This is a genomic window from Pseudomonas sp. NMS19W, from assembly GCF_051554255.1.
GTDB lineage: Bacteria > Pseudomonadota > Gammaproteobacteria > Pseudomonadales > Pseudomonadaceae > Aquipseudomonas > Aquipseudomonas kribbensis.
In genome coordinates this window covers 1,584,536-1,610,003 of record NZ_CP136718.1, presented here as the reverse complement: position 1 = coordinate 1,610,003, position 25,468 = coordinate 1,584,536, and the positions used below count along the sequence as shown (strand labels likewise).

Genomic DNA, 25,468 nt, shown 5'->3' with positions numbered 1-25,468 from the left:
CGTGTTCCTACTGCAGTACGAAATTAGTGAAAAGCAACTGTTCGATCACCACTTTGCCCAGCTCTTTCTGCGCCACTTCCTGGACGCTGGCCGTGGCCTTCTGGCGCAACATCTCCTGGCCGACCGGGGTCGCCAAAGTGGCGAAATCCTGACCGGAGAAGAGCATCACCAGGTTATTGCGGATCACCGGCATGTGCACTTTAAGCGCTTCCAGATCAGCCTGATTGCGCGCGAGCATGGTGATGCTCACCTGCATGTAGCGCTGACGGCCGTTCTGGTTGTAGTTGGCCACGAAGGCCGGCGCCATCGGCTCGAAAATCGCCGGCTGCTTGCCGACCGGAGCGGTTTCCACGGCAGCCGCAGGTTTGCTCTGGGCGCTGTGCATGAAGAACCACGTCGCCCCCACAGACGCGCCGATGGCCAGCAGCAACCCGAGCACGATCGCGATGATCATCTTGAGTTTGCCTTTGGTTGCGGGGTCTTTTACTGCTGCTGCTTCGCTCTTCGCCATGCCAATAATCCGTCACTAATCGGGTTTTCACAGTCGCACGGCAAGGCAAGAGCAAGTGTTATGCCAGAAGTGTCGGAGGGGAATGGAGAGCGGTGGCAAAACAGATGAGGGAGCGGACAGGGCCGCTCCCTCGGGGAAGGATGAATCAGGCGTAATAGTCGACGGCGCTGGAGCCGATCACGTGAGTAGTCGCGGCAGCCGCTTCAGCCACGGCCGCAGACGTCAGCTCTTCTTCCGAAGAGTCCAGGCGACCGCCGGCGGCGCTGGTACGCCCCGTCTGGCCCTGCTGGGGCTGCTCCTGACCCTGCCCTTGCCAGCCACGGTTCTGGTCGGAAACGTTGACATCGACCTGCCCCATGCCCTGCTGGGTGAACATGTCACGCAGGCGATGCATCTGGCCGTCGAGGGCTTCGCGAACGCTCGGGTGAGCACTCATGAAGGTCACCTGGGTTTGCTGGTCCGGCACCATGTTCACCCGGATATCCAGGCGACCCAGCTCAGCCGGCTGCAACTGGATATCGGCAGACTTCAGGTTGTTGCTCGACAGGTACATGACGCGGTTGACCACCTCTTCGGTCCAGCCGTTCTGATGCATGGCGATCGGCTGGTTCACCGGTACTGCGTTGGCGGTTTTCGGTGTGGCGGCCTGAGTCAGTGCCGCCAGACGGTTGGCGAAATCATCGACGCGGGTATCGCTGGTGGCGGATTTCAGGTCTTTCAGACCATCGTCGATCAGACCACTGAAGGCTTTTTCGCCGCCCTGACTGGTGCTGTCCTTGTCGGCCTGCACATCCAGCATGCTGGCCATGCCGGCAGCGAAGGTCTGAGCCGAGGTCAATTCACCGTCAGCCTGAGCCTGGGCCGGCGTCGCCTTGGGTTGCGACTGGCTGGACGCGGAAATGTGACCGCTCTGCTCCATCGCCATACGCAAGGCCGGCATCGAATCGAGTGGATCGGCCTCGGGATCGAAATCACTGTCGGCGGCAGGCGCTGCCGTGGCAGCAGCCGGCAATGCCGCCACCGCCGGCGCCTGGGTCTCTGGCTTCACCGGAGGTGTTTCAACGACCGGCGCAGCGACAACCGGTGGCGTGACGACCGGCTGCACGACCTGCATCAGCGCCGGGTCCAGCGTCGGATCCACAATCGGCGTGGTGTCGGCGACCGGCGTGGTCGGCGTATCGGAGGTATCGTCGCTGGCGACCTTGTCGTCCGCAGCTGTCGAAGACGTTTTATCGGCGGGCAAGGCTTTGCCGCTATCGGCAACGGTCGCGTCCGGAGCGGCAGACTGATCCTTGCCGGCGTCTTTCTTGCCGCTGTTGTCGGCGGCCTTGTCGCGTGCGGGTTTTACCGAGTTGTCGACCGTGACGGCAGGCTTGTTCTGCCCCTGATCGGCAAACACCTGAGCGAAGCTCGATGCCTTGTCCCCGGGGCCTGCGGCCACCACTGACGTTTTGGCAGAGGCGGCTTGCGCCTTGGCCTGGGCGGCAGTCTGAATAAGAATGTTAGGGGTTGCAGGCATGGCACGGTCTCCGCTGCACTGGGATCGTAGGTACAGTTGAACGAGATGACTGCAAGTGCCGGGCCAGTTTCGTCCGGCGCCGGATAAAAACGCCGGACGGTTGACTCAATGGGCGGGAGAGCGCTGTCGCTCGGCTTCATAGACGGGGCGCACATCCGCAAACTCGTCATGGATGTCGGCCACCAGCTTGATGATTTCGGACGGGCTCTTGTCCCTGGCGTGCTGCTCCAGCTCCTGACAAAGTTCAGCAAGACGGGTCGCCCCCATATTGCTGCTACTGCCTTTGAAGCTATGAGCCACCGACGACAAGGCGTCGGCATCGGCGGTTTTTTGCAGTTCACGCAGGCGCGCTTCGGAATCTGCCAGGAACGTATCCAGCAATTCCGGATAGCCATCCTCCATGACTTCTTGCAACGCACTCAGTACGTCGCGATCTACACAGGCATCAGTCACTTGTTCACTCCTTGATCAAGAATGCGCGGATTATGCCAGAGCCTCCCAGAAAAACTCCACGCGAGCACTACGACCATCGTCCGACCAGCTTGGATTCCTGCTCAATTGCCGGATCAGACTGACGCCGCGCCCCGACAGGCGGACACCGTCGAGCGGCCGCTCCATCACCCGAGCCACGTCAAAGCCTTTGCCGCTGTCTTCGACGCGCACGACCAGACAACCGCCCTCGCCCTCTGGACGAACCTCCAGATGCACGCGCACATATCCATCCTGCAGGGCATCGAGGCGCGCATTGCGTTGCTCATAGTAACGGGCAAAACCCGAAGCGTCGCGCTTGAGGCTGGAGTCCAGCCCCAGCACCCCATGCTCCAGCGCATTGGAATAAAGCTCGGCGAGCACGCTGTACAGTGCGCCACTCTGCGTGCGCAAGCCATGCACTTCGAGCAGCAATTGCAGCAGGTAGGGCAGCGGATTGAAGCGCTTGAGCGTGGCGCCGCGAAATTCGAAACTCACCGACCAGTCCAGCGGGCACGACTGGCCGCTGTCGGAGTACACCGGTGCCGACGGATTGACCTGCGCCATTTCCAGCAGGCTGACCTCGACCATGCTCACATCGTCCCGGGCTTCGCCGCGAAAATCCTGCAACGCCTGCTCGATCTCGGCGAACAGCCGATCCGGCTGGCGATTGCCGGCAAACACCCGCTGCAAGCGCTCGACACCGAACAGCTGATCATTGGCGTCGCAGGTGTCGATCACCCCGTCGGACAACAGGAATACCCGATCCCCCACCGCCATCGGCAGCACTTCGGTTTGATCGTCAAAGGCCTGCGGACTGAGCACACCCAGCGGTAGATGCCGCGCCGCCAGCGGTACCCGTTCGCCCGTGGCGATGCGATGCAGATAACCGTCGGGCATGCCGCCGTTCCAGATTTCCACGCTGCGACGCTGAAAACTCAGACAGAGCAGCGTGGCGCAGCAGAACATGTCCACCGGCAGGATGCGCTTGAGCTTGGCGTTCATTTCCCGCAGGGTTTCGGCCAGCCCGTACCCCTTGGCGGTCATGCCGTAGAACACTTCCGCCAGCGGCATGGCACCGACCGCCGCCGGCAGACCATGGCCGGTGAAGTCGCCGAGCAACACATGCATGTCGCCGGCCGGCGTATAGGCCGCGAGCAGCAGATCGCCGTTGAACAGCGCATAGGGTGATTGCAGGTAACGGATGTTCGGCGCGCTCAGGCAACCGGAATGCGCGACCTTGTCAAAAACCGCCTTGGCGACCCGCTGTTCGTTGAGCAGGTAGTCGTGGTGCCGGGCAATCAGGTCGCGCTGCTCCAGAACCGTGGCTTGCAGGCGACGCAAACGGTCCATCGCCTTGATTTTGGCGGACAGGATCACCTGGTTGTACGGCTTCGCCAGAAAGTCGTCGCCACCGGCCTCCAGACATCGCGCCAGAGCTTCGCTTTCGGTCAGTGACGTGAGGAAAATGATCGGCACCAGGTTTTCACCCGCCAGCACCTTGATCTGCCGTGCGGCTTCGAAGCCGTCCATGACCGGCATCATGGCATCCATCAGCACCAGGTGCGGCTGCTGACGGGAAAACACCTCGACCGCTTCGGCCCCATTGGTGGCCGTCAGTACCTCGTGCCCCTGGCGTCGCACGATGGTCGACAACAGCAGCCGGTCAGCGGCGCTGTCCTCGGCGATCAGGATCGTCAGGGGTTCTTGCGGCTGCATGGCCGTCAACTGATGTCGAACAGTTTGTCGAAGTTGGAGATGGCGAGGATCTTGCGCACGTCCGAATTGCTGTTGACCACCCGCACGTCCGAGTCGTCACCGCCCGCGTGGTCACGCAGCAGAAGCAGCATGCCCAAAGCCGAGCTATCGAGGTAAGTAGCCTCCTTGAGGTCGACAACGATGGAGTCGGGCCTTCTGGCGAGTCGCTCATAGGACTCGCGAAACTCCTGATGGCGACCGAAATCGAACCGGCCCTTGATCGAGATCGTCAGCTTTTGGCCATCCGGAGAAACTTCTGTAACGACTGACATGTACTGGCTTCCTTGTCATTGACGAACCTGTACAAGGTTTAGCACTTGCACGAGTAAGGGGCAAGGCAGGAAGTCACCGCATACTGTCAGAGATCAACCCGTCAGTAAGCGTCACGGCGCGGCAGGCGCTGGGACAGTTCGTCCAGCAGTTTCTGTTCGCGCTTGTCTTCGGCGCGCTGGGCTTCATCGCGATAGCGTTGTACAAGTTTCCGCAAACCTTCGACCCGGGCGAATGCCTGTTGCCAGGCCTCGCGAGCCTTGTCCAGATTGTTCTGGTGCCACTGCAGGCTTTGCCGTTGCTGGTCGACCGCCGTATCGAGCTGGGTCAGAAATCCCTGGAACCCGAGCAACCACTGCCCAGTCACGCCCGTGCTGCCGCGCACGATCCATTGCTCGGAGTAATCCAGACGAAAGGCATGCAGGTCGGCGAGTTTGCTTTCGGCCACCTTTACCTGTCCCTGGAAATACCCGAGACGTTGCACGGCGGTTTTCTCGGCCTTTTCGGCCATTTCCACCACCGGTGCCAGACGCGCGGCGCGGCTCAGGGCCATGGCCGGTTACCCGCCGGTCGCAGGGGCGAGAATTGTTTCGAGGTAGGCCTCGCTTTCGCCCAGGCTGATGCTGTCGTTCAGACCCTGGCGCAGGTATCTGACCAGTTGCGGCTGCAGATTGATGGCAAGGTCAGTCTCGCGATCACCGCCGGCGACGTAGGCACCGACACTGATCAGGTCGCGACTCTGCTGATAACGCGACCACAGCTGCTTGAAGAATTGCGCCCGGACCATGTGATCGGGCGGCACCACGGCCGGCATTACCCGGCTGATCGACGCTTCGATATCGATGGCCGGGTAATGACCTTCTTCGGCCAGACGCCGGGACAACACGATGTGGCCGTCGAGCACGCCCCGCGCCGAGTCGGCAATCGGGTCCTGCTGGTCATCGCCCTCGGACAATACGGTGTAGAACGCGGTGATCGAACCCCCGCCCTTCTCCGCGTTACCGGCGCGCTCCACCAGTTTCGGCAGCTTGGCAAACACAGAAGGCGGATAACCCTTGGTCGCTGGCGGCTCGCCGATGGCCAAAGCAATTTCCCGCTGGGCCTGGGCGAAACGGGTCAGGGAATCCATCAGCAACAGGACATTCTTGCCCTTGTCGCGGAAGTATTCGGCGATACGCGTGCAGTACATTGCCGCGCGCAGACGCATCAGTGGCGCATCGTCCGCAGGGGACGCCACCACCACGGAACGCTTGAGGCCTTCTTCACCGAGAATGTGCTCGATGAACTCTTTAACTTCTCGACCCCGCTCACCGATCAGACCAACGACGATGATGTCGGCCTCGGTGAAGCGGGTCATCATGCCCAGCAGCACGGATTTACCGACACCGGTACCGGCGAACAGGCCCAGACGCTGACCGCGACCGACCGTCAACAAACCGTTGATACAACGGATGCCCACGTCCAGCGGTACGCTGATCGGGTCACGGTTGAGCGGGTTGATGGTCGGGCCGTCCATCGGCACCCAGTCTTCGGCCTTCATGCCGCCCTTGCCGTCCAGCGCACGTCCGGCGCCGTCCAGCACGCGACCGAGCATGCTCATGCCCATCGGCAGGCGACCGGTATCGGCCAGCGGCACCACACGGGCGCCCGGCGCGATACCGGCCACGCTGCCGACCGGCATCAGGAACACCTTGCTGCCGGAGAAGCCCATGACTTCGGCCTCAACCTGCGACGGGTGATAGCTGTCGTCGTTGATCACCATGCAGCGCGTGCCCATGGCGGCGCGCAGGCCTTCGGCTTCGAGGGTCAGGCCGACCATGCGCAACAGGCGCCCTTCGAGGATCGGCGCACCGGGGATCTCGGTGGCCTCCGCATAGGTGCTCAGGCGCTTGGCGAAGCTGGTGCGTTCAAGGCGCATCGGGGGCGTCCGCGAGCGGCTCGTCGGTGACTGGGGCCGGTTTCGGCGTTTCCGGCAAGTCGAGGCTCAGATCCGGCTCGGCCGGGTGCAAGGCTTGTTCGTGCAGTTGATCGAACAGCTTGGCCATGACCTGGCCGACACGGGTTTCGATGCTCGCATCGATCCGGCTGTGTTCGGTTTCAACCCGGCAACCGCCCGGCAACAGCGATTCGTCCTCGACGATGCGCCAGGTTTCCTCATGGCGTTCGCGCAGGGCTTTGACCTGTTCGAAATCCTGCGGATTGACGTACAGCCGCACATTACCCACGCCCAGCGGCAACAGCTTAAGGGCGTCGCGCATGACATGTTCGATCTGCGTCGAGTCGATGGCCAGTTCGCGCTGGATCACCTGACGGGCAATATGCTGCACGAGGTCGACCAGCGACTTCTCGATCTGGGTGTCTTGTTCGGCGATGGGCTCGAACAGGTTCGCCATCAACTGCTCAAGGCTGTTGACCTTGGCCGTGAGGACCACCTCGGCCTCCTGGCGCACCTTGAGGCTGGCACTGTGGAAACCTTCTTTTTCGCCGATGGCGAAGCCCTCGTTATAAGCCTCCTGACGGATGCTTTCGAGCTCTTCCAGGGTCAGTGGCTGGACTTCCTCCAGCGGCACTTCTTCCATTTCCGGCGGCTCGGGCTCCGGCTCCGGCTCGGGTTCCGGTGGCGGCGGATCGAAACTCGGGATGGCCCAGGTTTCGAAGCCGCGGACGTCCCGGGCACGGATCAGGTCCGTCACATCGTCGTCGTTCTTGCCCATGGTGTTAGATCATTTCCTCGCCGCCCTTGCCACCGAGCACGATTTCTCCGGCTTCGGCCATACGGCGGGCGATGGTGAGGATTTCCTTCTGCGCGGTTTCCACGTCGCTGACGCGCACCGGGCCTTTGGCCTCGAGGTCGTCGCGCAGCAGTTCGGCAGCACGTTTGGACATGTTCTTGAAGATCTTTTCCTTGACGCCTTCGTCCGAACCCTTGAGGGCCAGCACCAGCACATCGGAGGACACTTCGCGCAACAGCGCCTGGATACCGCGGTCGTCGACATCGGCCAGGTTGTTGAACACGAACATGAGGTCTTCGATCTGACCGGACAGGTCTTCGTCGACTTCGCGGATCGAGTCCATGAGCTGGCCTTCGATCGAGCTGTCGAGGAAGTTCATGATGTCCGCCGCCCGCTTGATGCCACCCAGGGTGGTGCGCGAGGCGTTCGAGTTGCCGGAGAACTGCTTCTCGAGGATCTGGTTCAATTCTTTCAGCGCGGCCGGCTGCACGGTGTTCAACGACGAGACGCGCAGGATGATGTCCAGACGCACCTTGTGGTCGAAGTTGCCCAGCACTTCACCGGCCTGGTCCGGATCGAGGTACGCGACCACGATCGCCTGGATCTGCGGGTGCTCGTAGCGGATCACGTCGGCTACGGCGCGCGGCTCCATCCATTTCAGGCTGTCGAGGCCGCTGGTGTTGCCACCCAGCAGGATGCGGTCGATCAGGCCGTTGGCCTTGTCTTCACCCAGGGCCTGGGTGAGCATTTTGCGCACGTAGTCGTCGGAGCCGACGCCCAGGCTGGTCTGGTCGCCGACGATGTCGACGAACTCGCTCATGACCTGCTCGACCTGCTCGCGGTGGACGTTGCCCATCTGGGCCATGGCCACACCGACTCGCTGAACCTCTTTCGGGCCCATGTGGCGCAGCACTTGTGCAGCATCGGTCGACCCCAGGGACAGCAGCAGAATCGCGGCTTTATCGACCCGGGACAGTTTGGCGACGGCGGCTCGGTTATCACTCATCTGCGTTAATCCACTCTTTCACGACCTGGGCCACACGACCCGGGTCTTCTGCCACCAGACTCTTGATTGCGTTCAACTGAGCGTCATAGCCTTCGCTCGGGCTCGGCAGCAGGATGCTGGTCGGGCCGCCGAGGCTGACGCGATCGTTGGACAGTTCACCGTCCAGACCGCCCATGCCACCCAGTTCCACGTCACCGCCCAGACCGGCCAGTTCCTTGCCTTTGCCGCCGCCGGTGATGTTGTTGAGCACCGGACGCAGCACGCCGAACACCAGCACCAGGATGAACAACACACCCAGCACTTGTTTGACGATGTCCCAGAACCATGGCTGGGAGTAGAACGGAATGTCGGCAATCACTTCGCCGCGCTCGGCGGAGAACGGCATGTTGATCACGCTGACGCTGTCGCCACGGCTGGCGTCGAAACCGACGGCGTCCTGCACCAGGCGAGTGAAGCGCGCCAATTCGTCGGCGCTCCACGGCGCACGGGTGGTTTCGCCGTTGGCCGGGTTGATCTTGACCTGATCGTCCACGACAACCGACACCGACAGGCGATTCAGGCGACCCTGCTGCTGCTTGGTGTGGCTGATGGAACGGTCGAGTTCGAAGTTCTTGGTGGATTGTTGACGCTTGTCCGCCGGGTACGGCGCGAGCATCGGCTGGCCGGTGGCCGGGTCCATGATCTGCTGACCGTTGGCGTCAACCAGTGGCTGGCCAGGTTGCACCATGCCGGTCGAAGCCTGGGCGCCACCGGTGGTTTGCGGCGCCGAAGCCGGCGACGGCGGCTGGTTGCTCAGGGCACCCGGGACGCCTTGCGGGCCGTTGCTGGCGGTACGTTGTTCGTTGACCGACTGCTCGCTGCGCAGCGCCGGCTGATCCGGGTTGAACTGCTCGGCAGTGGATTCGACGGCACTGAAATCGATGTCGGCCGACACTTCAGCCTTGTAGCGATCGTTGCCCAGTACCGGTTGCAGGATATTGTGCACACGCTGGGTCAGCATGCTTTCCATGCGGCGGCTGTAATCGAACTGCTTGCCGGCCATGGTCATTTCGGAATTTTCCGCCTGATCCGACAGCAGGTTGCCCTTCTGGTCGACGACGGTGATCTGCGACTTGCTCAGCTCAGGGACGGAAGTGGCCACCAGGTTGATGATCGCGACAACCTGACCCGGCTCCAGCGAACGGCCGGAGTACAACTCGACCAGTACCGAAGCGCTTGGCTTGCGCTCGTCACGGACGAACACCGAGCTTTTCGGGATCGCCAGGTGAACGCGCGCGCCCTTGACGTTGTTCAGGGCGGAGATGGTGCGGGCCAGTTCGCCTTCGAGGCCGCGACGGTAACGGGTCGCTTCCATGAACTGGCTAGTGCCCAGACCCTGCTCCTTGTCGAGAATCTCGAAACCGATGTTGCCGTCGCTGGGAGTGACACCAGCAGCGGCGAGTTTCAGTCGCGCACGGGACAGGTCATCGGCCTTGACCAGCAAGGCACCGGAGTTCGGTTCAACGGTGTAGGGAATGTCGGCGGAGGCCAGGGTGTCCATGACCTGCTTGGCGTCCATACCGGCAAGGCTGCCGTACAGAGGCCGGTAGTCCGGTTGCTGAGACCACAGCACCACGGCAAAACCAATCGCCACGCTCGCAGCCAGGCCGACCAACAGGCCCACCTGACGCAGCACGGTCATCTCGGAGAGGTTTTCCAGGAAGGACAGGCCGAACAGCGGCGGTTTGCCGTCTATCGGGGTGGCCTTGGCCGGAACGTTATCGGCGACTGCTTCTGCCATGACTCAATCTCGTCCTTAAACCGGCATCTGCATGATGTCTTGATAAGCCTGAACCAGTTTGTTGCGCACCTGGGTCAGAGCCTGGAACGACACGCTGGCCTTCTGCGAGGAAATCATCACGTCCGTCAAATCGACGCCGCTCTTGCCGATTTCGAACGCGTTGGCCAATTGGCTCGAGGCCTGTTGGGTATCGTTCACTTTGTTGATGGCCTGACCGAGCATGTCGGAAAAGCTGCTGCCCGCCACTTCAGGGACGGCGGCAGTCGATTTCGGCTTCGACATGGCGTCCATTTGCATGGCCTTCATGTCCATCATCAACCGATTAAATTCAATACCTTGGCTCATGGTCTACTCTCTTGGGCGGCCCGCAATTTTTTGACACTCACTCGGCGGGTACTCAGGTGTTAGCAACAACGGTGCCAGCTCACGGGCACCGCTTCGAGAAATGCGTTTTCAAACGTTTGCGCCACTGCTTACGTGGCGAACAGATACCCTTCGACGTCCATCCCCGCATCGCGCATCTGCGCCAGTTTGTAGCGCAATGTACGGGGGCTGATACCGAGTTTTTCGGCGGCTTCCTTGCGTCGACCGCGCTCGGTGCGCAGGGTGTCGATGATCATCTGGAACTCGCGACGACGCAGGTCATCGCCCAGCGCCCCGGCCGAATCCGCTTCGATCTCGACTTCACGAATGACGGGCGCGACCGGCATCGCCACTGGCAACGGCGCGAACAGCGCAGGCCCGGAGAGACAGAAATCCTGCGGCTGGATCAGCCCGCCCTGCTGGAGAATCAACGCCCGCTGCACCGCGTTATCCAGCTCGCGCACGTTGCCCGGCCATGGATAACCGATCAGGCACGCCTGCGCCTCGGGCGAGAACTTCGCCATCGCATGCTTCATTTTATTGACGTGTTTGGCCAGCAGACGCTCCGCCAGCGGCAGGATGTCGGCGGTGCGCTCACGCAGCGGGCGCCAGGCCAGCGGAAACACCGACAGGCGATAATAAAGGTCTTCGCGGAACCGCCCCGCCGCCACTTCGCCCGCCAGATCACGGTTGGTAGTGGCGACGACACGAATGTCGAGGGTGATCGGCCTGCGTGCGCCGACCCGCTCGACTTCGCGCTCCTGCAAGACCCGCAGCAACTTGGCCTGCAGGCCCAGGGGCATTTCGGAAATCTCGTCGAGCAGAATCGTGCCGCCGTCGGCCTGCTCGAACTTGCCGGCCTGCGCCGCGATGGCGCCGGTGAACGAACCTTTCTCGTGACCGAACAAGGTCGCTTCAAGCATGTTGTCCGGGATCGCCGCGCAGTTGATCGCAATGAATGGCTGACTCGCGCGATGGGATTGCTGGTGGATGTAGCGCGCCAGCACCTCCTTGCCGGTGCCGGACTCGCCGGAAATCAGTACGGTGGAATCGCTGCGGGCGACCCGCGCCGCCAGATCCAGCAACTGCGCACTGGCCGGCTCGACCGCAATCGGCCCTTCTGCGTCAGCTGTGCCGAGATTGCCCAGAGCATGGCGCGCGACCAGGTCCAGCAGGGCCTTGGGCTCGAATGGCTTGACCAGATAGTCCGCCGCGCCCTGGCGCATGGCATCGACGGCACGCTCGACGGCGCCGTGAGCCGTCATCAGCAGCACCGGCAATTGCGGCTGGCGCGTGCGCAGCAGGCCGAGCAACTGGTGACCGTCCATGCCCGGCATGTTGACGTCGCTGACCACCAGACTGAACGCCTCGCACTCCACGGCTTTCAGCGCCTCCTCGGCAGAACCCACGGCGTGATAGTCGTGACCGGCCAGCAGCAGCGTATCGGCCAGCGCCTCGCGCAATGAACGGTCATCCTCGACCAGCAGAACCTTGATGCCCATGACCTTCACTCAGCTCCCTGTACAGCGGAAAACATCGGCAGGACGACCTGCGCGCACGTGCCGCGCCCGACCCGCGAGCGCAGCTGCAATTCTCCCTGATGCGCACGGGCCACGGCCTTGACCACGGTCAGGCCCAGGCCGGTGCCGGTGACCTTGGTGGTGAAAAACGGCTCGCCCAGCCGCGCCAGCACCGCCGGTTCGATGCCGCCGCCGTTGTCGCTGACGCAAAGGCGCAGCGTGTTGTCGCGGGTGTAGCAATGCACTTTCAGACGCACATCACCGCCACCGGCCTGAATCGCGTTTTCGATCAGATTGAGGATTGCCCCGACCAGCGTGTCTCTATTGCACAGCAACTCGCCTGCATGGCTGTCGCACTGCCAGCGAATGGGCAGATCCTGCACGTGGGTCAACGCTGCCGCCTGCAACGACTGCATCAGGGCATTGGGCGTGATGCGGTCGGTCAGCGGCAATTCACCGCGAGCGAACACCAGCATGTCGCGCACCTGATGCTCCAGCTCATGCAGACGCTCCTTCAGGCGCCCGGCAAACCGCTGCTGAGTGGCGACCGGCAGCGCCTGCTCGGTCAAATGGCTGGCATACAGCAACGCGGCGGACAGCGGCGTACGAATCTGATGAGCCAGCGAGGCGACCATGCGCCCCAACGATGACAGGCGTTCGTGACGCGCCAGTTGATCCTGCAAGTGACGGGTTTCAGTCAGGTCGTTGAGCAGCACCAGCTGCCCCGGCTCGGCATCCAGCGAACGGGTGGCAATCGACAGGCGTCGACCGTTTCTCAGGGATATTTCATGACCGTCGTCTTCACGGGGCGCGAAGCAACGGGCAATGACATGGCGCCACAGCTCGCCTTCCAGCGGCAGGCCCAGCAGATCGATGGCGGCCGGATTGGCCTCGCACACGATGCCGTGACCGTCGATGACGATGACACCGCCGGGCAACAGATCAAGGAGATTTTGCAGACGGTTGGCCAGACGTTCTTTTTCCGCCAGTTCCTGCATGCGCTGGGCGCTGACCACGGCCAGCTCGCCCTTGAGCTCGGTGACCCGCGCCTCAAGCATGCTGTAGGAGTCGGTCAATTGACTCGACATCTGGTTGAACAGCGCGAACGCCTGCTCAAGACCCTGCCGACTGGCCTGCTCTACGGACGGCAGTTGCCCCGAGGACTCGGGAACAGAAGACATCTGGGAGGCTTGGGGCATTGTGCTCTCTCGCTTGGCTGACCGTCAGTTAAACGGAACGTTGCGAGGGATGTAGCAATACCCGTGCCTAAAAAAAACCGCTTATAAATGAAGGAGTTGAAAAACAGGCGTCAATCATCCGCCTGTTCATCACCTTCACGCCGGCTCATGCCGTACTTGCGCATCTTCTCCACCAGTGTGGTACGGCGGATGCGCAGACGTTCGGCGGCACGGGCCACGATGCCGTTGGCATCATCCAGCGCCTGCTGGATCAAGCCCTGCTCCAGACCACCGAGATAGTCCTTCAGATCAAGACCTTCCGGCGGCAGCATGGCGTTGGCGGTGAAGTCCGGCGTATGGCCGTTGATTGCCACGCGCTCTTCCAGATCGCTGCGCAGGCTGTCGACCATTTGCTCGTCTTCGTCGTCGACGTAGCGGAACTTCTTCGGCAGCTCGACCACGCCGATCACCCCGTATGGATGCATGATCGCCATGCGCTCCACCAGGTTGGCCAGTTCGCGGACGTTGCCCGGCCAGCCGTGACGGCACAGGGACATGATGGCGGCGGAATTGAAACGGATCGAGCCGCGCTTTTCGTGCTCCATCCGCGAAATCAGTTCGTTCATCAGCAGCGGAATGTCTTCAACGCGCTCACGCAGCGGCGCCATCTCGATCGGGAACACGTTCAGGCGATAGTAGAGGTCTTCGCGGAAGGTGCCGATCTCGATCATGCTTTCGAGATTCTTGTGGGTCGCGGCGATGATGCGCACGTCGACGCTTTGGGTCTTGTTGCTGCCCACGCGCTCGAAGGTGCGTTCCTGCAGTACACGCAGCAGCTTGACCTGCATCGGCAGCGGCATGTCACCGATTTCGTCGAGGAACAGCGTACCGCCGTTGGCCAGCTCGAAGCGGCCGGCACGGCTGGTGATCGCGCCGGTGAAAGCGCCCTTCTCGTGGCCGAACAGTTCGCTTTCCAGCAGCTCTGCCGGGATCGCCCCGCAGTTGACCGGCACGAACGGCGCATCACGACGCTTGGAATGGTAATGCAGGTTACGCGCAACCACTTCCTTGCCGGTGCCGGACTCGCCGAGGATCAGCACACTGGCGTCGGTGTCGGCCACCTGCTGCATCATCTGGCGCACATGCTGGATCGCCCGACTGGTGCCGACGAGGCTGCGGAACAGGTTGGGTTCGCGATGACGGCCGCGCTCGCGGGCCTGGTCGTACATTTCGCGATAGACCTGGGCACGGTGCAGGGAGTCCAGCAGTTTGCTGTAGCTCGGCGGCATTTCGAGGGTCGAAAGTACCCGGCGGCGCTGGTCTTCGGGCAAGTCCACCGAAGAATTATCGCCCATCAGCAAAATCGGAAGGAACTCATCCCAGGTCGAGAGTGTCTTTAACAGGCCCAAAAGCGCACCAGGAGCATTGACGGTCCCGATCAGTACGCAAATGACCTCACGACTAGACGACAAAGAGCCGACTGCCTGCTGCCAGTCATGGCTTCCGCAGGGTAAATTTTCTTCGCCAAGAAAATTTAAAATCACCGCCAGGTCGCGGCGGCGGACGCTATCGTCATCGATCAGCAGAATTTTGGTTTCACGCCACATGCAATAGCAACTTCCCTAGTCAACTCAATGCCCGATACGAGGGGCAAGCGAGACGCTTGCAGGACACTTCGTGCCTGTAGACGCCTGAAATCTGAAAACAGCCACTAGTTAAGTCAAAAAACCGTGCACAGTCAAATTTATGGCGCACATGTCTGGATTAACTGGGGGTTAATTAACCAAACAGATGGTAAACCTTTGCCGCGTTCTGCGCTTGGGTGATCTGCGACATCTCGTTGGCTATCGCCTGGCGCTCACCCATGGCGGCCTCAAGAAGCTCCTTGTAGACGTGGAGCAACTCCTCAAGGTTATTGCGCAATGCCTCCTCATCCAGCGAGGCCTCGGCCATGACGTCTTCCATGCAGGAACGGCAAGCCAGATCCAGCTCGCCAATGGCTTCCCAGTTGCGCTCGGCCAGGGCGCCGACCAACGCTTCACGGGTATCGGCAATTCGCTGCAATGCAAGACTCATGGTGCTCTCCTTAAAACTGTGGGCCTGGCGGAGCAATGCCGTCCCAGCCTTCTTTTACGGTGCGCAGAAGTCCGTCAACTTCGTCGAGAATCCGTGGATCACTCTTGGCGTTCGCTTCGGCGAGTCGCTTCATCATGTAGATGTAGAGCTGATTGAGCTCTCCTACCGAATCCGCACTGTTTTCCAGATCCAGGCCTTCACACAGACCACCAATGATGCCCACAGCCTTGCTGATGGCCGTGCATTTGGCAGCGATATCCTTGCGCTCGATGGCGCCCTTGGCTTGCGCAATTCGCTCCAGGCCACCTTCCATCAACATTTGCACCAAGCGGTGCGGGCTCGCTTCGGAAGTCTGGGCGTGTGCGCCGACTTTCTGGTATTGCCGAAGGGCTAACATTGGGTTCATGTTCTACCTCATTGCCACAATGACTCGTATAACCAGTGTATCGCCAACGAATCACAGAACTTTAGATCAAAAGACAAAAACCCGGCGCACGCCGATGAAGCGTAGCCGGGTTTTTGTCGTGCCTGCGGGTTACTTCGCGGATTGCTGAGCGTTCAGCGAGGCGAAGAACGATGTAATGTTGCTCGCCGTCGCCTTCATTTGCCCTACCAGCAAGTCCATGGCGTTGTATTTTGCTGTCAGCGTCTTGGTCATGCCGGCAACACGTATATCCAGAGCCGTCTGCTGATCGGCAAGGCTACGCGTGTTTTTGGTCAGAATGGCCATGCGCTGATCAAGCAAGCTGGTGCCGTACTTGTTGTCTGCCGGCGGGTTCAGATACGGATCAACCGCCTTGCTCATGCGCGTCAACAGCCCATTTTTGTCGTCGGTACCCGTGAACAACTGCTGAACCTGACCGGTCATGCCTGGCTGGGCCATGGTCTTGTTGAACGCATTGGTATCAAACGTCAGGTTACCGGTGTTGCGGTCGGTCATTACACCCAACTGCGACAGCACCGCCAGCGAACCACCCGCCCCTGGTGCCGTCAGCTCAGCGCGAACACTGGCAATCAGTGCACGCGGCATCGCGTCGCCCGTAAAAGCCGCTTGCACGGTCAGTTTGCCATCTTCGTCCGGCGTCGCCTTGGACAGCGTATCGATGGTGGTCTTCAACGTGTTGTAGGCATCGACAAACTGCTGAATCGATGTCTGCAGGCCCTTGGTGTTGGCATCTACGCTGACAACAGTCGGAGTAGGTGTCGGCGAGCCAGGACTGACAGTTGTCAGATTCAGGGTCAGACCACTGATTGCGCCAGTTACGGTGTTGCTCTTGCTGCTGACCTGAAGACCATCGATAGTCAACAGGGCATCTTTGGCAACGCCGTTGACCGCGCCCGAATCACCTGCCGCCGGACTGGCGCTCATCGGCTTGGTACCATCGATTTCCAGGCCGGCAATACCGCTGACAGTGAGGTCGGAACCTGCGCCGGTCTTGTTCGAACTGATCACCAGGCGCGAAGAACCGCTGGCATCGGTCACGATGTTGGCGGAAATGCCGTTGGCACCCTGAGCCTTGTTGATGGCATCGCGGGTGGTCTGCAAAGTGGAACCGGCCGGAATGTCGACATTGTAATCAGTGCCATTCTGACTGATTTTCAGGGTACCACTCGGAATGGCACTGGCGGCACCGCCGGCGAAAGAGGCACTGGCAATTTTCGAACCGGTGGCCAACTGGGTCACAGCAACATTGTAACTGCCCGACACTGCGGTGCTGTCGGAAGTAGCATTCAGAACGTTCGTGTTGCTCGAAGTCGCGGTAAATCCGGCAAACGCAGGGTTGGTCGTGCTGCCCAGATTTTTCATCGCTGTCTGGAACGTGGTCAGCGCGCTCTTCAACGAACCGATGCCGGAAATCTTCAGCGTGTTGGCTTTGGTCGCGGTATCGATTTGCGTCTGCTTTGGCGCCTTGTCGGCATTGACCAGCGCAGTGACGATCGCACCGATATCCAGGCCGGAACCCAGTCCGGTACCCGGTAGAATTGACTTGCCATGTGCATCTCCCTTCAGGTTGTTGCCATTCTTTTGACCGCTACACGCGTCCTGAGAACGGACAAACACTATTCATGCCAGCTCTCAGACCTTGGCGTCGAACAATACGTGACTCGCGTTCGCGAGGCTGTCTGCCAGTTTGAGGGCTTCTGCGGAGGGGATCTGTCGAACGACCTCACCCGTCTCGCTTGCGATCACCTTGACGATGACCTTCCCGGAGTGTTCGTCGATAGAGAACTCCAGATTGCGCTTGATCGATTGAACGAACTTCTCGATCTCCTGCACCGCCAGCTTCAACTTGGTCTCGTCCGTATCCTGACCCTTGTCAGCGACCGGCGCTTCAGTCTTGGCAACTTTGGGCGTCTCTGACGGTTTGTCAGCAACCGGCGTTACTGGCTTGGGAGCCGGATAAGACTGGTTAAGCTTTACGCTCATGTCCATGCTCATCACCTCCTAACGTAAAAAGGCGAGAGAGCACGACTAGCGCACTCCCCCGCCCGAACTCATTCCGAAATTACTGAAGCAGCTTCAGTACAGCGGAAGGCAGTTGGTTGGCTTGAGCCAGAACGGAGGTCGAAGCCTGCTGCAGAGTTTGCTGCTTGGTCAGGTTAGCAGTTTCTGCGGCGAAGTCGGTGTCTTGTACACGACCCTGTGCTGCAGTGGTGTTCTCAACGATGTTCTGCAGGTTGGCGATGGTGCTGTTCAGACGGTTTTGCGAAGCACCCAGGCTGGCACGGGTATCACCGATCGCAGCGATAGCAGCGTCGATTGCAGTGATAGCGTTGTCGATGTTGCTACCAGCAGCAGCAGGGGTAGTACCGGTCAGAGCCAGAGTAGCTTTGTCCACGGACAGGCTGACGGCGTCGAACTTGGAGCTCAGTACCAGGTCGATGTGGTTAGCAGTACCGGTGTTTGCACCAACTTGCAGAGTCACAGTACCAGCCGAACCGTCCAGCAGGTTTTTGCCGTTCAGGTTGGTGGAAGCAGCGATACGGCTGATTTCGTCGGACAGGTCAGCGAATTCGCCGTTGGTTGCGCGCTGGTCAGCAGTGCCGTTGGTGCCGGTACGTGCTTTAACAGCCAGTTCACGCATACGCTGCAGGATGTCGGTAGTAGCTTGCAGAGCGCCTTCAGCGGTCTGAGCAACGGAGATACCGTCGTTGGCGTTCTGGATAGCCTGGTTGCCACCGCGGATTTGCGATTGCATACGAGTGGCGATCTGCAGGCCAGCAGCGTCGTCTTTAGCGCTGTTGATTTTCAGGCCGGAAGACAGGCGCTGCATCGAAGTCGACAGAGCGTCGGAAGCACGGTTCAGGTTCTTTTGAACGTTCAGCGACGTAGTGTTGGTGTTTACTGTTAAAGCCATGACGAATTCCTCGTTGGTTGGGTACTGCGGCTTCCGGCCCTGGCAACCGCCTGGAATGGCCTAGAGAACCTTCGTAATAGTTATCGTCGGGTTGGCAAGTTGCTTGAGGGCTTTTTTAAAAAAAATTGCCATCACCCTGCCACCCCAGAGAAAACAAGGGCTTAGCGCCCTCCCGCCTGCGAAAAAAATGACGCCATAAATCCGACTGGGCGCAAACCCGCGGGCCAGTGCGGTCGGTCACGTTGCCAATGGTGTTTTTTGCAACAGCTCGATCAGTTCGTACTCCATCCAGTCAGCAAGTCCCAGCCAGTCCTGACGCTCCTGGCAGTTCATCATCTGCATGAGTACAAAGGCCCAGTCCTGTTGAATCTGCTCAGGCGCCGCGATCATCGACTGCTGAACGCCTTCGAATACATCGACCATATTCAACGCGGCTTCGACATCACGCCCCAGGCGAAACAACCCCGCGCACTGACGGCATTCGTCGACAGATCGCTCAACCACCGTCATTGCACAAACTCCTGATTGAACTGCGTCCCGGCGATCAATGCGCCTGCCCGACTGCTGTTGTAGAACCGCACCTGCGGATGCGCGGCGATATAGCGTTCCAGCACACACAGATAGCCACGAAAATTGAGCTGCGTGCTGACTCGCTGGCCGTTGCCGTCCCGCACCCAATGGCGCGCCTGGTCGACCCCCGGCCCCAGATCACCATCATTCCAGCCGGCGTGTGTCTTGTTCATCGGAAACGCGAAATCGGCGCCGAACAGGGTGATGCGCGATGCGCCCAACTTGACCGCCAGATCCACCGCCGGATGAATCACACTACCGCCCACATGCAACTGACCGCGCGGATATTGCTCACGTAACGCGGCATAAACCGGGCTGGCCGAGTAACCGCCGTAGCGCTTGCCCTTCCAGGCCGTCAGCACCGCGGGGTCACTCATCGGCAGATACACCAGCGGAATACCGTCGGAGTCCTCGAACGGCAGATGCCGGAAGCTGATGCGCTGATCAATGGTAACCACCAGATCAGGGACAATTCCGTGCTCGCGCAGTGGCCGATAAGCAGTATCGACACACACCAGCAACGGACGCTCGGCCTGCGCATACACCATCGCCAGGCGCTGGAAATGCCCCTCCAGCGTCGGCCCGGTGCCAATCACGTAGATTTCCCGATCTCTGGCAGTGCCAAACAACCGCGCCACATCGTCATCGCCCAGCAACACCGGCAGGCAATCCTGCAGACGCTGCAGAATAAACGGCGACTGCGGGTCGAACTCCCGATTGTTGAAACTCAGGTGCACTTCACTGACCAGACGATCACGGATTTTCGCGTTGAAGTCGTCGGCCAGAAGCATCTCCGCCGGCAAGGCAAAGAACGGCGTGCAGATGTCCGGCAGGTCGCCGGCGTACAGAAGCTCCACTCGAGGATCCTGCAACCACTGGCGCTGATCGAGCAATTGCAGCACCAGGGCGAACAGTGCGCCGTTGAGAATGTGCACGTAGAGCCGCTCGAGCCCTGCGCGCTCCAGCAGCACGGCAGGCAGATCGCCGAGGCCAGTGCCGTAGACGTGCAATTGCGGCTTGCCCACCGGCAGGCTTTCGGCCTGAATCCGGGCTTCATGGATGCGATCGTGACGACTGGTGAGCTGAATGCCGTTGATGCTCAGCGTCGCCCCCTGCCCCTGCGTCAGCTCGGCCTCGATCGCCGAACTGTCTTCACTCAGCAATCGCGAGAACAGCGCCGGCCAGCGTCGCTCGATCACTTCAGCGTTGGCCTGGAAAAACTCGCTCATGGCGCCTCGCGCTCCTTCAGGCAAAAAAATAGCGTTCAAGGTTACCCTTTGAACGCTATTTTTGTATCTGTTGTTTTTAGCGGGTTCAAGGACGATAGATAATCGCCGAACCCCACGACAGACCGACACCGAAACCACTGATTGCAATGCGATTCCAGGCGGAATCCATCACGTGTTTTTCCAGCAGCAGCGGCACACTTGAAGAAACGGTGTTGCCCGTCTCGACCATGTCCTTGATGAACTTCTCCGGCTCGCCTTCGAAGCGCCGCGCCACGGCATCGACAATCGCCGCGCTGCCCTGGTGAATGCAGAACGCATCGATGTCATCGGCGTTGAGGCCTGAATCGTCGAGCAACTCATGCAAGTGCGCCGGTACTTTCAGCAACGCAAAGTTGAACACCTGACGACCGTTCATGAAGAACACGCCATCGGTGACTTTCAGGTGCGGTGCACCCGAACCGTCGGTGCCGAACTTCGCCTTGCCCAGCGCCCAGACCGGGTCTTCACCCATCCAGGTCGCGGTGGCCGCGTCGCCGAACAGCATCGTGGTGTTGCGATCTTCCGGATCGACGATTTTCGAATACGGGTCGGCAGTGATCAGCAAACCGTTCTTCAGACCGGCGGCTTCCATGAAGCCCTTGATCGCGTAGATGCCGTAGACGTAACCGGAACAGCCCAGGGAAATGTCGAACGCGGCGACATTGGTTGGCAGGCCAAGCTTGTCCTGCACGATCGCTGCCGTATGCGGCAGGCCTTCTTCGTCACCGTTCTGGGTCACGACGATCAGCGCATCGATGGATTCACGCTTCAGCTCAGGGTTGCTGGCAAACAGCGCATTGGCCGCTTCAACGCACAGATCGGAAGTTTCCTGTTCTGCGTCTTTACGTGGCAGGAAGGCCGAACCGATCTTGCCGAGGATGAATTCTTCATCCTTCTCGAATTTTGCACCTTGTGCGTAATTGTCCACGCCGGCTACAGGAACGTAGCTCGCAATGTTTTTTATGCCAATCATTACGGCTTCCCAATAATAAACAGCCCAATACCACCGCTCGCAAGGATTTCGAGGGGCGCCGACAAACAGAAAACGGCCGCCACAACGGGCAGCCACGGGGAGCGCAAAGGGCTATCACTGGAGCCGCTAACGGGCCAGGCGCCATCTCCCCGGTCAATACAATACAGTGAAGATGCGCGTTATGACTCGCAGGTCACGCTATTTTGCCGAATCGGTGCAGATCGGGTTATTCGACCAGCGACCAGTCCAGCGGGGTGCCGCGTTTGATCGGCGCGCGCGCGCGGCGGCCGAGGATGGCGTCGGTGTGCTTGGGCGGCAGACCGAGACCGGGACGAATGGCGCGCAGATTGGCCGCCGTGAAGGGCTCACCGGCCGCCATGTCGGCCGTGACGTACAGCGACCGACGGTAAACCAGAGACTTTTTCTCAGCCTCGGTCACGCCGTAATGCACCTGGCCCATGGCCTGCCAGGCGCGTTCGGTTTCCAGCACCAGGGCAGCCATTTCCGCTGGCTCCAGCGAGAAACTGGCGTCCACCCCACCCGCTGCGCGGTCGAGGGTGAAGTGTTTTTCAACCACCGTCGCACCGAGCGCCACTGCCGCCACCGACACACCAACGCCCATCGAATGATCGGACAGCCCCACCTGACAACCGAACAGTTCTCGCAGATGCGGGATCGTGCGCACATTGCTGTTGAGCGGCGTCGCCGGGTAGGTGCTGGTGCACTTGAGCAACACCAGATCCTTGCAGCCGGCTTCACGGGCCGCGCGCACGGTTTCGTAGAGCTCGGCGATGCTGGCCATGCCGGTGGAAATGATCATTGGCTTGCCAGTCGCCGCGACGCGACGAATCAGCGGCAGATCCGTGTTTTCGAAGCTGGCGATCTTGTAGGCCGGCACGTCGAGGCTTTCCAGAAAGTCCACGGCGCTGTCATCGAACGGCGTCGAAAACGCGAGCATGCCCAGCTCCTGGCCCGGGCAAAGATCGGTGCATGCCATTCCCAGGGTGTGTGGGCCTTCTCGTACAAATCGTACAGCGACGTGCCGGCCCACAGACTGTTCGGGTCTTTGATAAAGAACTCACCTTCCGCCAGATCCAGCGTCATGGTTTCAGCGGTGTAGGTTTGCAGCTTCAAGGCATGGGCACCGGCCTTGGCCGCCGCCTCGACGATCTGCAGGGCGACGTCCAGCGACTGGTTATGGTTGCCGCTCATTTCAGCAATGATGAACGGCGGTGCGTCGGCACCGATCAGGCGATCGCCAATCTTGAAACTGTTCATGAACGGTGTTCCTTCAAATCTTTGGTGAACGCGCAGGCACTTTGGGTGAACCCGGCGTCACGAAATACATTCAATGAGGCCTGATTGGCCGGCAAGACCTGTGCGCTGATCGCGGCCAGTTGCGGCCAGTGCGTCGTGACGAACGCCTCGCCCCGCGTCAGCAGCGCCCTGCCCCAGCCGAGGCCGAAACGCCCCTCCAGCAGATACAGCGAAACCTCGGCTTCAAAGCCGCGCAGATCGTAGCGCAACACACCGACCGGGCCGTCATCGGCTTCGGCGATCAACAACAGCCGTTGAGGATTGCGCAGACTGGCCTTCAACCAGTCCAGATGCTGCGACCATTCGATTACGCCGCTCTTCACCGACCAGCGCTGCACGGCGTCGGCATTGCGCCCGTCGAACAACACCTGCGCATCGTCCAGCGTCACTGCACGCAACTTGAGCACCGCACCTGCCAGTGCCGCCGCGACACGCAGCGCGCCGCGTCCGTCGACCAGTTGCCGTGAACGCTCGGCCAGGCTCTGGCGCAAATAAAAATTGTCGACGACAAAACCGATGGCATCACGCAGTTGCTCGACGCTCACCTGCTCCCGGGCGCCCATGAACACATGAGCCCCGGCCGCCGCCATCACCTCGCCGTTGTTCTGCTGGTTGTTCGACACGGCAATGCAGATCGTCGGCAGCCCCAGCGCCGCGCGCTCCCAACTGGTGCCACCACCGGCGCCGATGAACAGGTCGGCTTCGGTCATGCGTCGATGAAAATCGCTGACGAAACTGTGCAGGCGCCAGTTCGGCCGACTTTCGGCCAGTGCCTGCATTTCTGCCCATGCCGGGTTGTCGGCACCGGCGACAAAGTCCACTTCAAGCCCGGAAAAATCCGCCAGCGCCCGCATCGCGTGATGGGTCTGGCGGGCAGCGTCGAAACCGCCGAAATTCACCAGCACCCGTCGCGCCACGGGTTTGATCTCGATGGCCGGGCCGCTGAACTCTTCGCGCAGCATGGCAAAGCGCGGGCCGAGCAACGTCCGGCAGCCGGCCGGCAGCAGCGGCTGATAGTTTTCACTGAGGCCGGAGAGGTTCTGATTGAGCAGCAGATCCACGCTGTAGCGACGGGTCGCCAGATCGTCCACGGCGGCGATCCGTGGCGCGAAGCGCCGGGCAGCGGTCTGCCAGTGATGATCGAGGCCGTAATGGTCGGCGATGACCCAGTCGAATTCGGCCTGCCCTTTCAGCTGCGTCGCCAGCGCATCGATATCCGCCTGCCACGGCAGCATCGATTCGATGGCCTGCTCCGGGTCTTCACCGGCGTAGCGATCCGGCAACGCGAACGTCTCGAAGCCTTCACTCTGCAACGCATCGAGCCGATGCCCCGGCAAGCGCCGACAGGCAAACGCCACATGACTGCCCTGGGCGCGCAACACTCGCGCCAGCGTCAGGCATCGGGCGATGTGGCCGCTGCCGATGGTCGGCGAGGCGTCGGCGCGGATCAGCACTCTCATTGCAGCTCTCCGCCGGCCTTGAGTGCGGCATAGAGGTATTCGGCGCGTTTCCAGTCTTCAGCGGTGTCGATGTCCTGCACCAGATGCCGAGGCAGGATCACCGGCAGGCTGGCCGGCGAATACAGAATCTCGCCACGCAACCAGGCCTCGCTGTGTCCCCAGTAGAACTGGCCGGCATCCTGAAAGGCGACCGGCAGATCCTGCGAACGGGTATTGCGAAACTCGGGGTACAACGCCGTCAGCGCGCCCTGCCCGTCCAGGGTCAAGGCGCGTTGCACCGGAAAGCCGAAATCGGTGACCGAAAAGGCAAAGGACTTGTCGGGATGTTGCTCCAGCAACTCGAGCCCCTGACGCAGGAAACGCGCCTGCAACAGTGGCGCCGTGGCATACACGCAACAGGCGTAATCAAAGTGCGGCAGTTGCTGCAAGGCATGCACGATCACCGCCGCCGTACCGGTGAAGTCATCGGCCAGCTGCGCCGGACGCAAGAAAGGCACTTGCGCACCATGAGCCTGCGCCAGCTCGACGATCTCTTCGTCATCGGTGCTGACCACCACTTGGTCGAACAACCCTGAATCCAGTGCCGTGTGAATCGAACGGGCAATCATCGGCACACCGTCGAACGGTTTGAGATTCTTGCGCGGAATGCGTTTGCTTCCGCCGCGGGCCGGGATGATTGCGACGTTGCTCAAGGGCGTTTTTCCAGCAGGAACCAGGTGACGTCATCCAGCGGGAATTGCGGATCGCGGTGATAACCGAAGCCGTAATCCAGCAGTTGCAGATCCGGATAGCGATCGAGCATTTCCCCGGCGAAATCGCGCTTGAACAGCTTGCCGCTGTTGCCGCGATAGGACACTTCCACCGGTGAGGGATTGTAGTATTCGGCGATCAGAATGTAGCGCTGGCTCAGTTCGTACAACTGCGCATAAGCGGTCGGCAACAGCTCCGGCGCCAGATGAATCAGCACGCCTTTGCTGAGCGTCAGGTCGTATTGGCGTTCACGGGGAAAGTCGAACAGCGAGCCGTGCCAGATCTGTGCGATATCCAGCGCCCGGGCCTGGGCACAGGCGCTGGCGTTGATTTCGACACCGAACAGCTCGCAGCGCGGTAACAGCTGACGCAACGCCTGCAAGTTGTTGCCGGCGTTGGTGCCCAGCTCCAGCAGGCTGTCGATCCGCCCGGTTCGCGTCAGCGCCTTGGCGAACAACGCCAGATTGGCGGCCACCAGCGGTTGCCCGATATTGCGGTCGACGTACTGGTTACCGAATTCGCCCTGCCAGAATTGTTCCTGTTCGCTCAGATCACGCATTGCCGTTTTCCATCCACCGCCTTAGCGGCAC

Annotated in this window: 25 protein-coding genes and 1 pseudogene; all 26 read right to left on the bottom strand. The window is 60.8% G+C overall.

All coding sequences use genetic code 11. The features are described 5' to 3' along the window. Nucleotides 1–7: 7 nt before the first annotated feature. Nucleotides 8–511: a flagellar basal body-associated protein FliL gene (fliL, locus tag R1A29_RS07325; RefSeq protein WP_085733741.1), complete on the bottom strand. Its 504-nt coding sequence runs from the start codon at nt 509–511 to the stop codon at nt 8–10. Nucleotides 512–656: 145 nt separating this feature from the next. Beyond that, the gene (locus tag R1A29_RS07320) at nt 657–2,030 is read right to left on the bottom strand and encodes a flagellar hook-length control protein FliK (RefSeq protein ID WP_438301059.1); all 1,374 of its coding nucleotides are present in this window, start codon (nt 2,028–2,030) and stop codon (nt 657–659) included. A gap of 105 nt (nt 2,031–2,135) precedes the next feature. Next, entirely contained in the window at nt 2,136–2,483 is a 348-nt protein-coding gene (locus R1A29_RS07315) for an Hpt domain-containing protein (protein ID WP_085710468.1), read from the bottom strand. 30 nt (nt 2,484–2,513) lie between these two features. Further along, nucleotides 2,514–4,217, bottom strand: coding sequence for an ATP-binding SpoIIE family protein phosphatase (locus R1A29_RS07310; RefSeq protein ID WP_438301058.1), 1,704 nt, complete (start codon nt 4,215–4,217; stop codon nt 2,514–2,516). Between the two features lie 5 nt (nt 4,218–4,222). Further along, entirely contained in the window at nt 4,223–4,528 is a 306-nt protein-coding gene (locus tag R1A29_RS07305) for an STAS domain-containing protein (RefSeq protein ID WP_438301057.1), read from the bottom strand. Nucleotides 4,529–4,629: 101 nt separating this feature from the next. Continuing rightward, nucleotides 4,630–5,079: a flagellar export protein FliJ gene (gene fliJ, locus R1A29_RS07300; RefSeq protein WP_119428819.1), complete on the bottom strand. Its 450-nt coding sequence runs from the start codon at nt 5,077–5,079 to the stop codon at nt 4,630–4,632. 6 nt (nt 5,080–5,085) lie between these two features. Continuing rightward, nucleotides 5,086–6,444, bottom strand: a complete 1,359-nt coding sequence (fliI, locus tag R1A29_RS07295) for a flagellar protein export ATPase FliI (RefSeq protein ID WP_085710464.1) — start codon at nt 6,442–6,444, stop codon at nt 5,086–5,088. Further along, on the bottom strand, nt 6,434–7,240 hold the full coding sequence (gene fliH, locus R1A29_RS07290) for a flagellar assembly protein FliH (RefSeq protein WP_438301056.1): 807 nt from the start codon (nt 7,238–7,240) through the stop codon (nt 6,434–6,436). The genes fliI and fliH overlap by 11 nt, the downstream gene beginning before the upstream one ends. A 4-nt stretch (nt 7,241–7,244) precedes the next feature. After that, nucleotides 7,245–8,264: a flagellar motor switch protein FliG gene (fliG, locus tag R1A29_RS07285; protein WP_007958288.1), complete on the bottom strand. Its 1,020-nt coding sequence runs from the start codon at nt 8,262–8,264 to the stop codon at nt 7,245–7,247. Further along, nucleotides 8,257–10,044, bottom strand: a complete 1,788-nt coding sequence (gene fliF / locus R1A29_RS07280) for a flagellar basal-body MS-ring/collar protein FliF (protein WP_438301055.1) — start codon at nt 10,042–10,044, stop codon at nt 8,257–8,259. The genes fliG and fliF overlap by 8 nt, the downstream gene beginning before the upstream one ends. 15 nt (nt 10,045–10,059) lie before the next feature. After that, nucleotides 10,060–10,389 (bottom strand): flagellar hook-basal body complex protein FliE, encoded by a 330-nt coding sequence (gene fliE, locus R1A29_RS07275; RefSeq protein ID WP_085710460.1) that lies wholly within the window; start codon nt 10,387–10,389, stop codon nt 10,060–10,062. Between the two features lie 128 nt (nt 10,390–10,517). Continuing rightward, the gene (locus R1A29_RS07270) at nt 10,518–11,909 is read right to left on the bottom strand and encodes a sigma-54-dependent transcriptional regulator (protein ID WP_438301054.1); all 1,392 of its coding nucleotides are present in this window, start codon (nt 11,907–11,909) and stop codon (nt 10,518–10,520) included. Nucleotides 11,910–11,914: 5 nt separating this feature from the next. Further along, entirely contained in the window at nt 11,915–13,126 is a 1,212-nt protein-coding gene (locus R1A29_RS07265) for a sensor histidine kinase (protein ID WP_119428823.1), read from the bottom strand. A gap of 110 nt (nt 13,127–13,236) precedes the next feature. Beyond that, a complete protein-coding gene (locus tag R1A29_RS07260) occupies nt 13,237–14,712 on the bottom strand; it encodes a sigma-54 dependent transcriptional regulator (protein WP_438301053.1) in 1,476 nt (491 codons plus the stop codon). 172 nt (nt 14,713–14,884) lie between these two features. After that, nucleotides 14,885–15,181, bottom strand: a complete 297-nt coding sequence (locus R1A29_RS07255; protein WP_438301052.1) for a flagellar protein FliT — start codon at nt 15,179–15,181, stop codon at nt 14,885–14,887. A 10-nt stretch (nt 15,182–15,191) separates the two neighbouring features. Further along, entirely contained in the window at nt 15,192–15,587 is a 396-nt protein-coding gene (gene fliS, locus R1A29_RS07250) for a flagellar export chaperone FliS (RefSeq protein WP_438301051.1), read from the bottom strand. Nucleotides 15,588–15,716: 129 nt separating this feature from the next. Next, nucleotides 15,717–17,165, bottom strand: coding sequence for a flagellar filament capping protein FliD (fliD, locus tag R1A29_RS07245; RefSeq protein ID WP_438302015.1), 1,449 nt, complete (start codon nt 17,163–17,165; stop codon nt 15,717–15,719). A 93-nt stretch (nt 17,166–17,258) separates the two neighbouring features. Then, the gene (locus R1A29_RS07240) at nt 17,259–17,615 is read right to left on the bottom strand and encodes a flagellar protein FlaG (RefSeq protein WP_438301050.1); all 357 of its coding nucleotides are present in this window, start codon (nt 17,613–17,615) and stop codon (nt 17,259–17,261) included. Between the two features lie 73 nt (nt 17,616–17,688). Then, nucleotides 17,689–18,540, bottom strand: coding sequence for a flagellin domain-containing protein (locus R1A29_RS07235; protein WP_438301049.1), 852 nt, complete (start codon nt 18,538–18,540; stop codon nt 17,689–17,691). A gap of 237 nt (nt 18,541–18,777) precedes the next feature. Continuing rightward, the gene (locus R1A29_RS07230; RefSeq protein ID WP_438301048.1) at nt 18,778–19,050 is read right to left on the bottom strand and encodes a hypothetical protein; all 273 of its coding nucleotides are present in this window, start codon (nt 19,048–19,050) and stop codon (nt 18,778–18,780) included. Further along, nucleotides 19,047–20,339: a motility associated factor glycosyltransferase family protein gene (locus R1A29_RS07225; protein ID WP_438301047.1), complete on the bottom strand. Its 1,293-nt coding sequence runs from the start codon at nt 20,337–20,339 to the stop codon at nt 19,047–19,049. The genes R1A29_RS07230 and R1A29_RS07225 overlap by 4 nt, the downstream gene beginning before the upstream one ends. An 85-nt stretch (nt 20,340–20,424) precedes the next feature. Then, on the bottom strand, nt 20,425–21,351 hold the full coding sequence (locus tag R1A29_RS07220) for a ketoacyl-ACP synthase III (protein WP_438301046.1): 927 nt from the start codon (nt 21,349–21,351) through the stop codon (nt 20,425–20,427). A 226-nt stretch (nt 21,352–21,577) separates the two neighbouring features. Then, nucleotides 21,578–22,629 (bottom strand): annotated as a pseudogene (pseI, locus tag R1A29_RS07215) (pseudaminic acid synthase). Then, entirely contained in the window at nt 22,626–24,128 is a 1,503-nt protein-coding gene (gene pseG / locus R1A29_RS07210; protein ID WP_438301044.1) for a UDP-2,4-diacetamido-2,4,6-trideoxy-beta-L-altropyranose hydrolase, read from the bottom strand. The pseudogene pseI and the gene pseG overlap by 4 nt, the downstream one beginning before the upstream one ends. Further along, nucleotides 24,125–24,820 carry a pseudaminic acid cytidylyltransferase gene (gene pseF / locus R1A29_RS07205; protein ID WP_438301043.1) on the bottom strand — a complete coding sequence of 232 codons (696 nt, stop codon included), beginning with the start codon at nt 24,818–24,820 and terminating at the stop codon, nt 24,125–24,127. The genes pseG and pseF overlap by 4 nt, the downstream gene beginning before the upstream one ends. Next, nucleotides 24,817–25,437, bottom strand: a complete 621-nt coding sequence (locus R1A29_RS07200) for a pseudaminic acid biosynthesis-associated methylase (protein ID WP_438301042.1) — start codon at nt 25,435–25,437, stop codon at nt 24,817–24,819. The genes pseF and R1A29_RS07200 overlap by 4 nt, the downstream gene beginning before the upstream one ends. Nucleotides 25,438–25,468 lie beyond the last annotated feature (31 nt).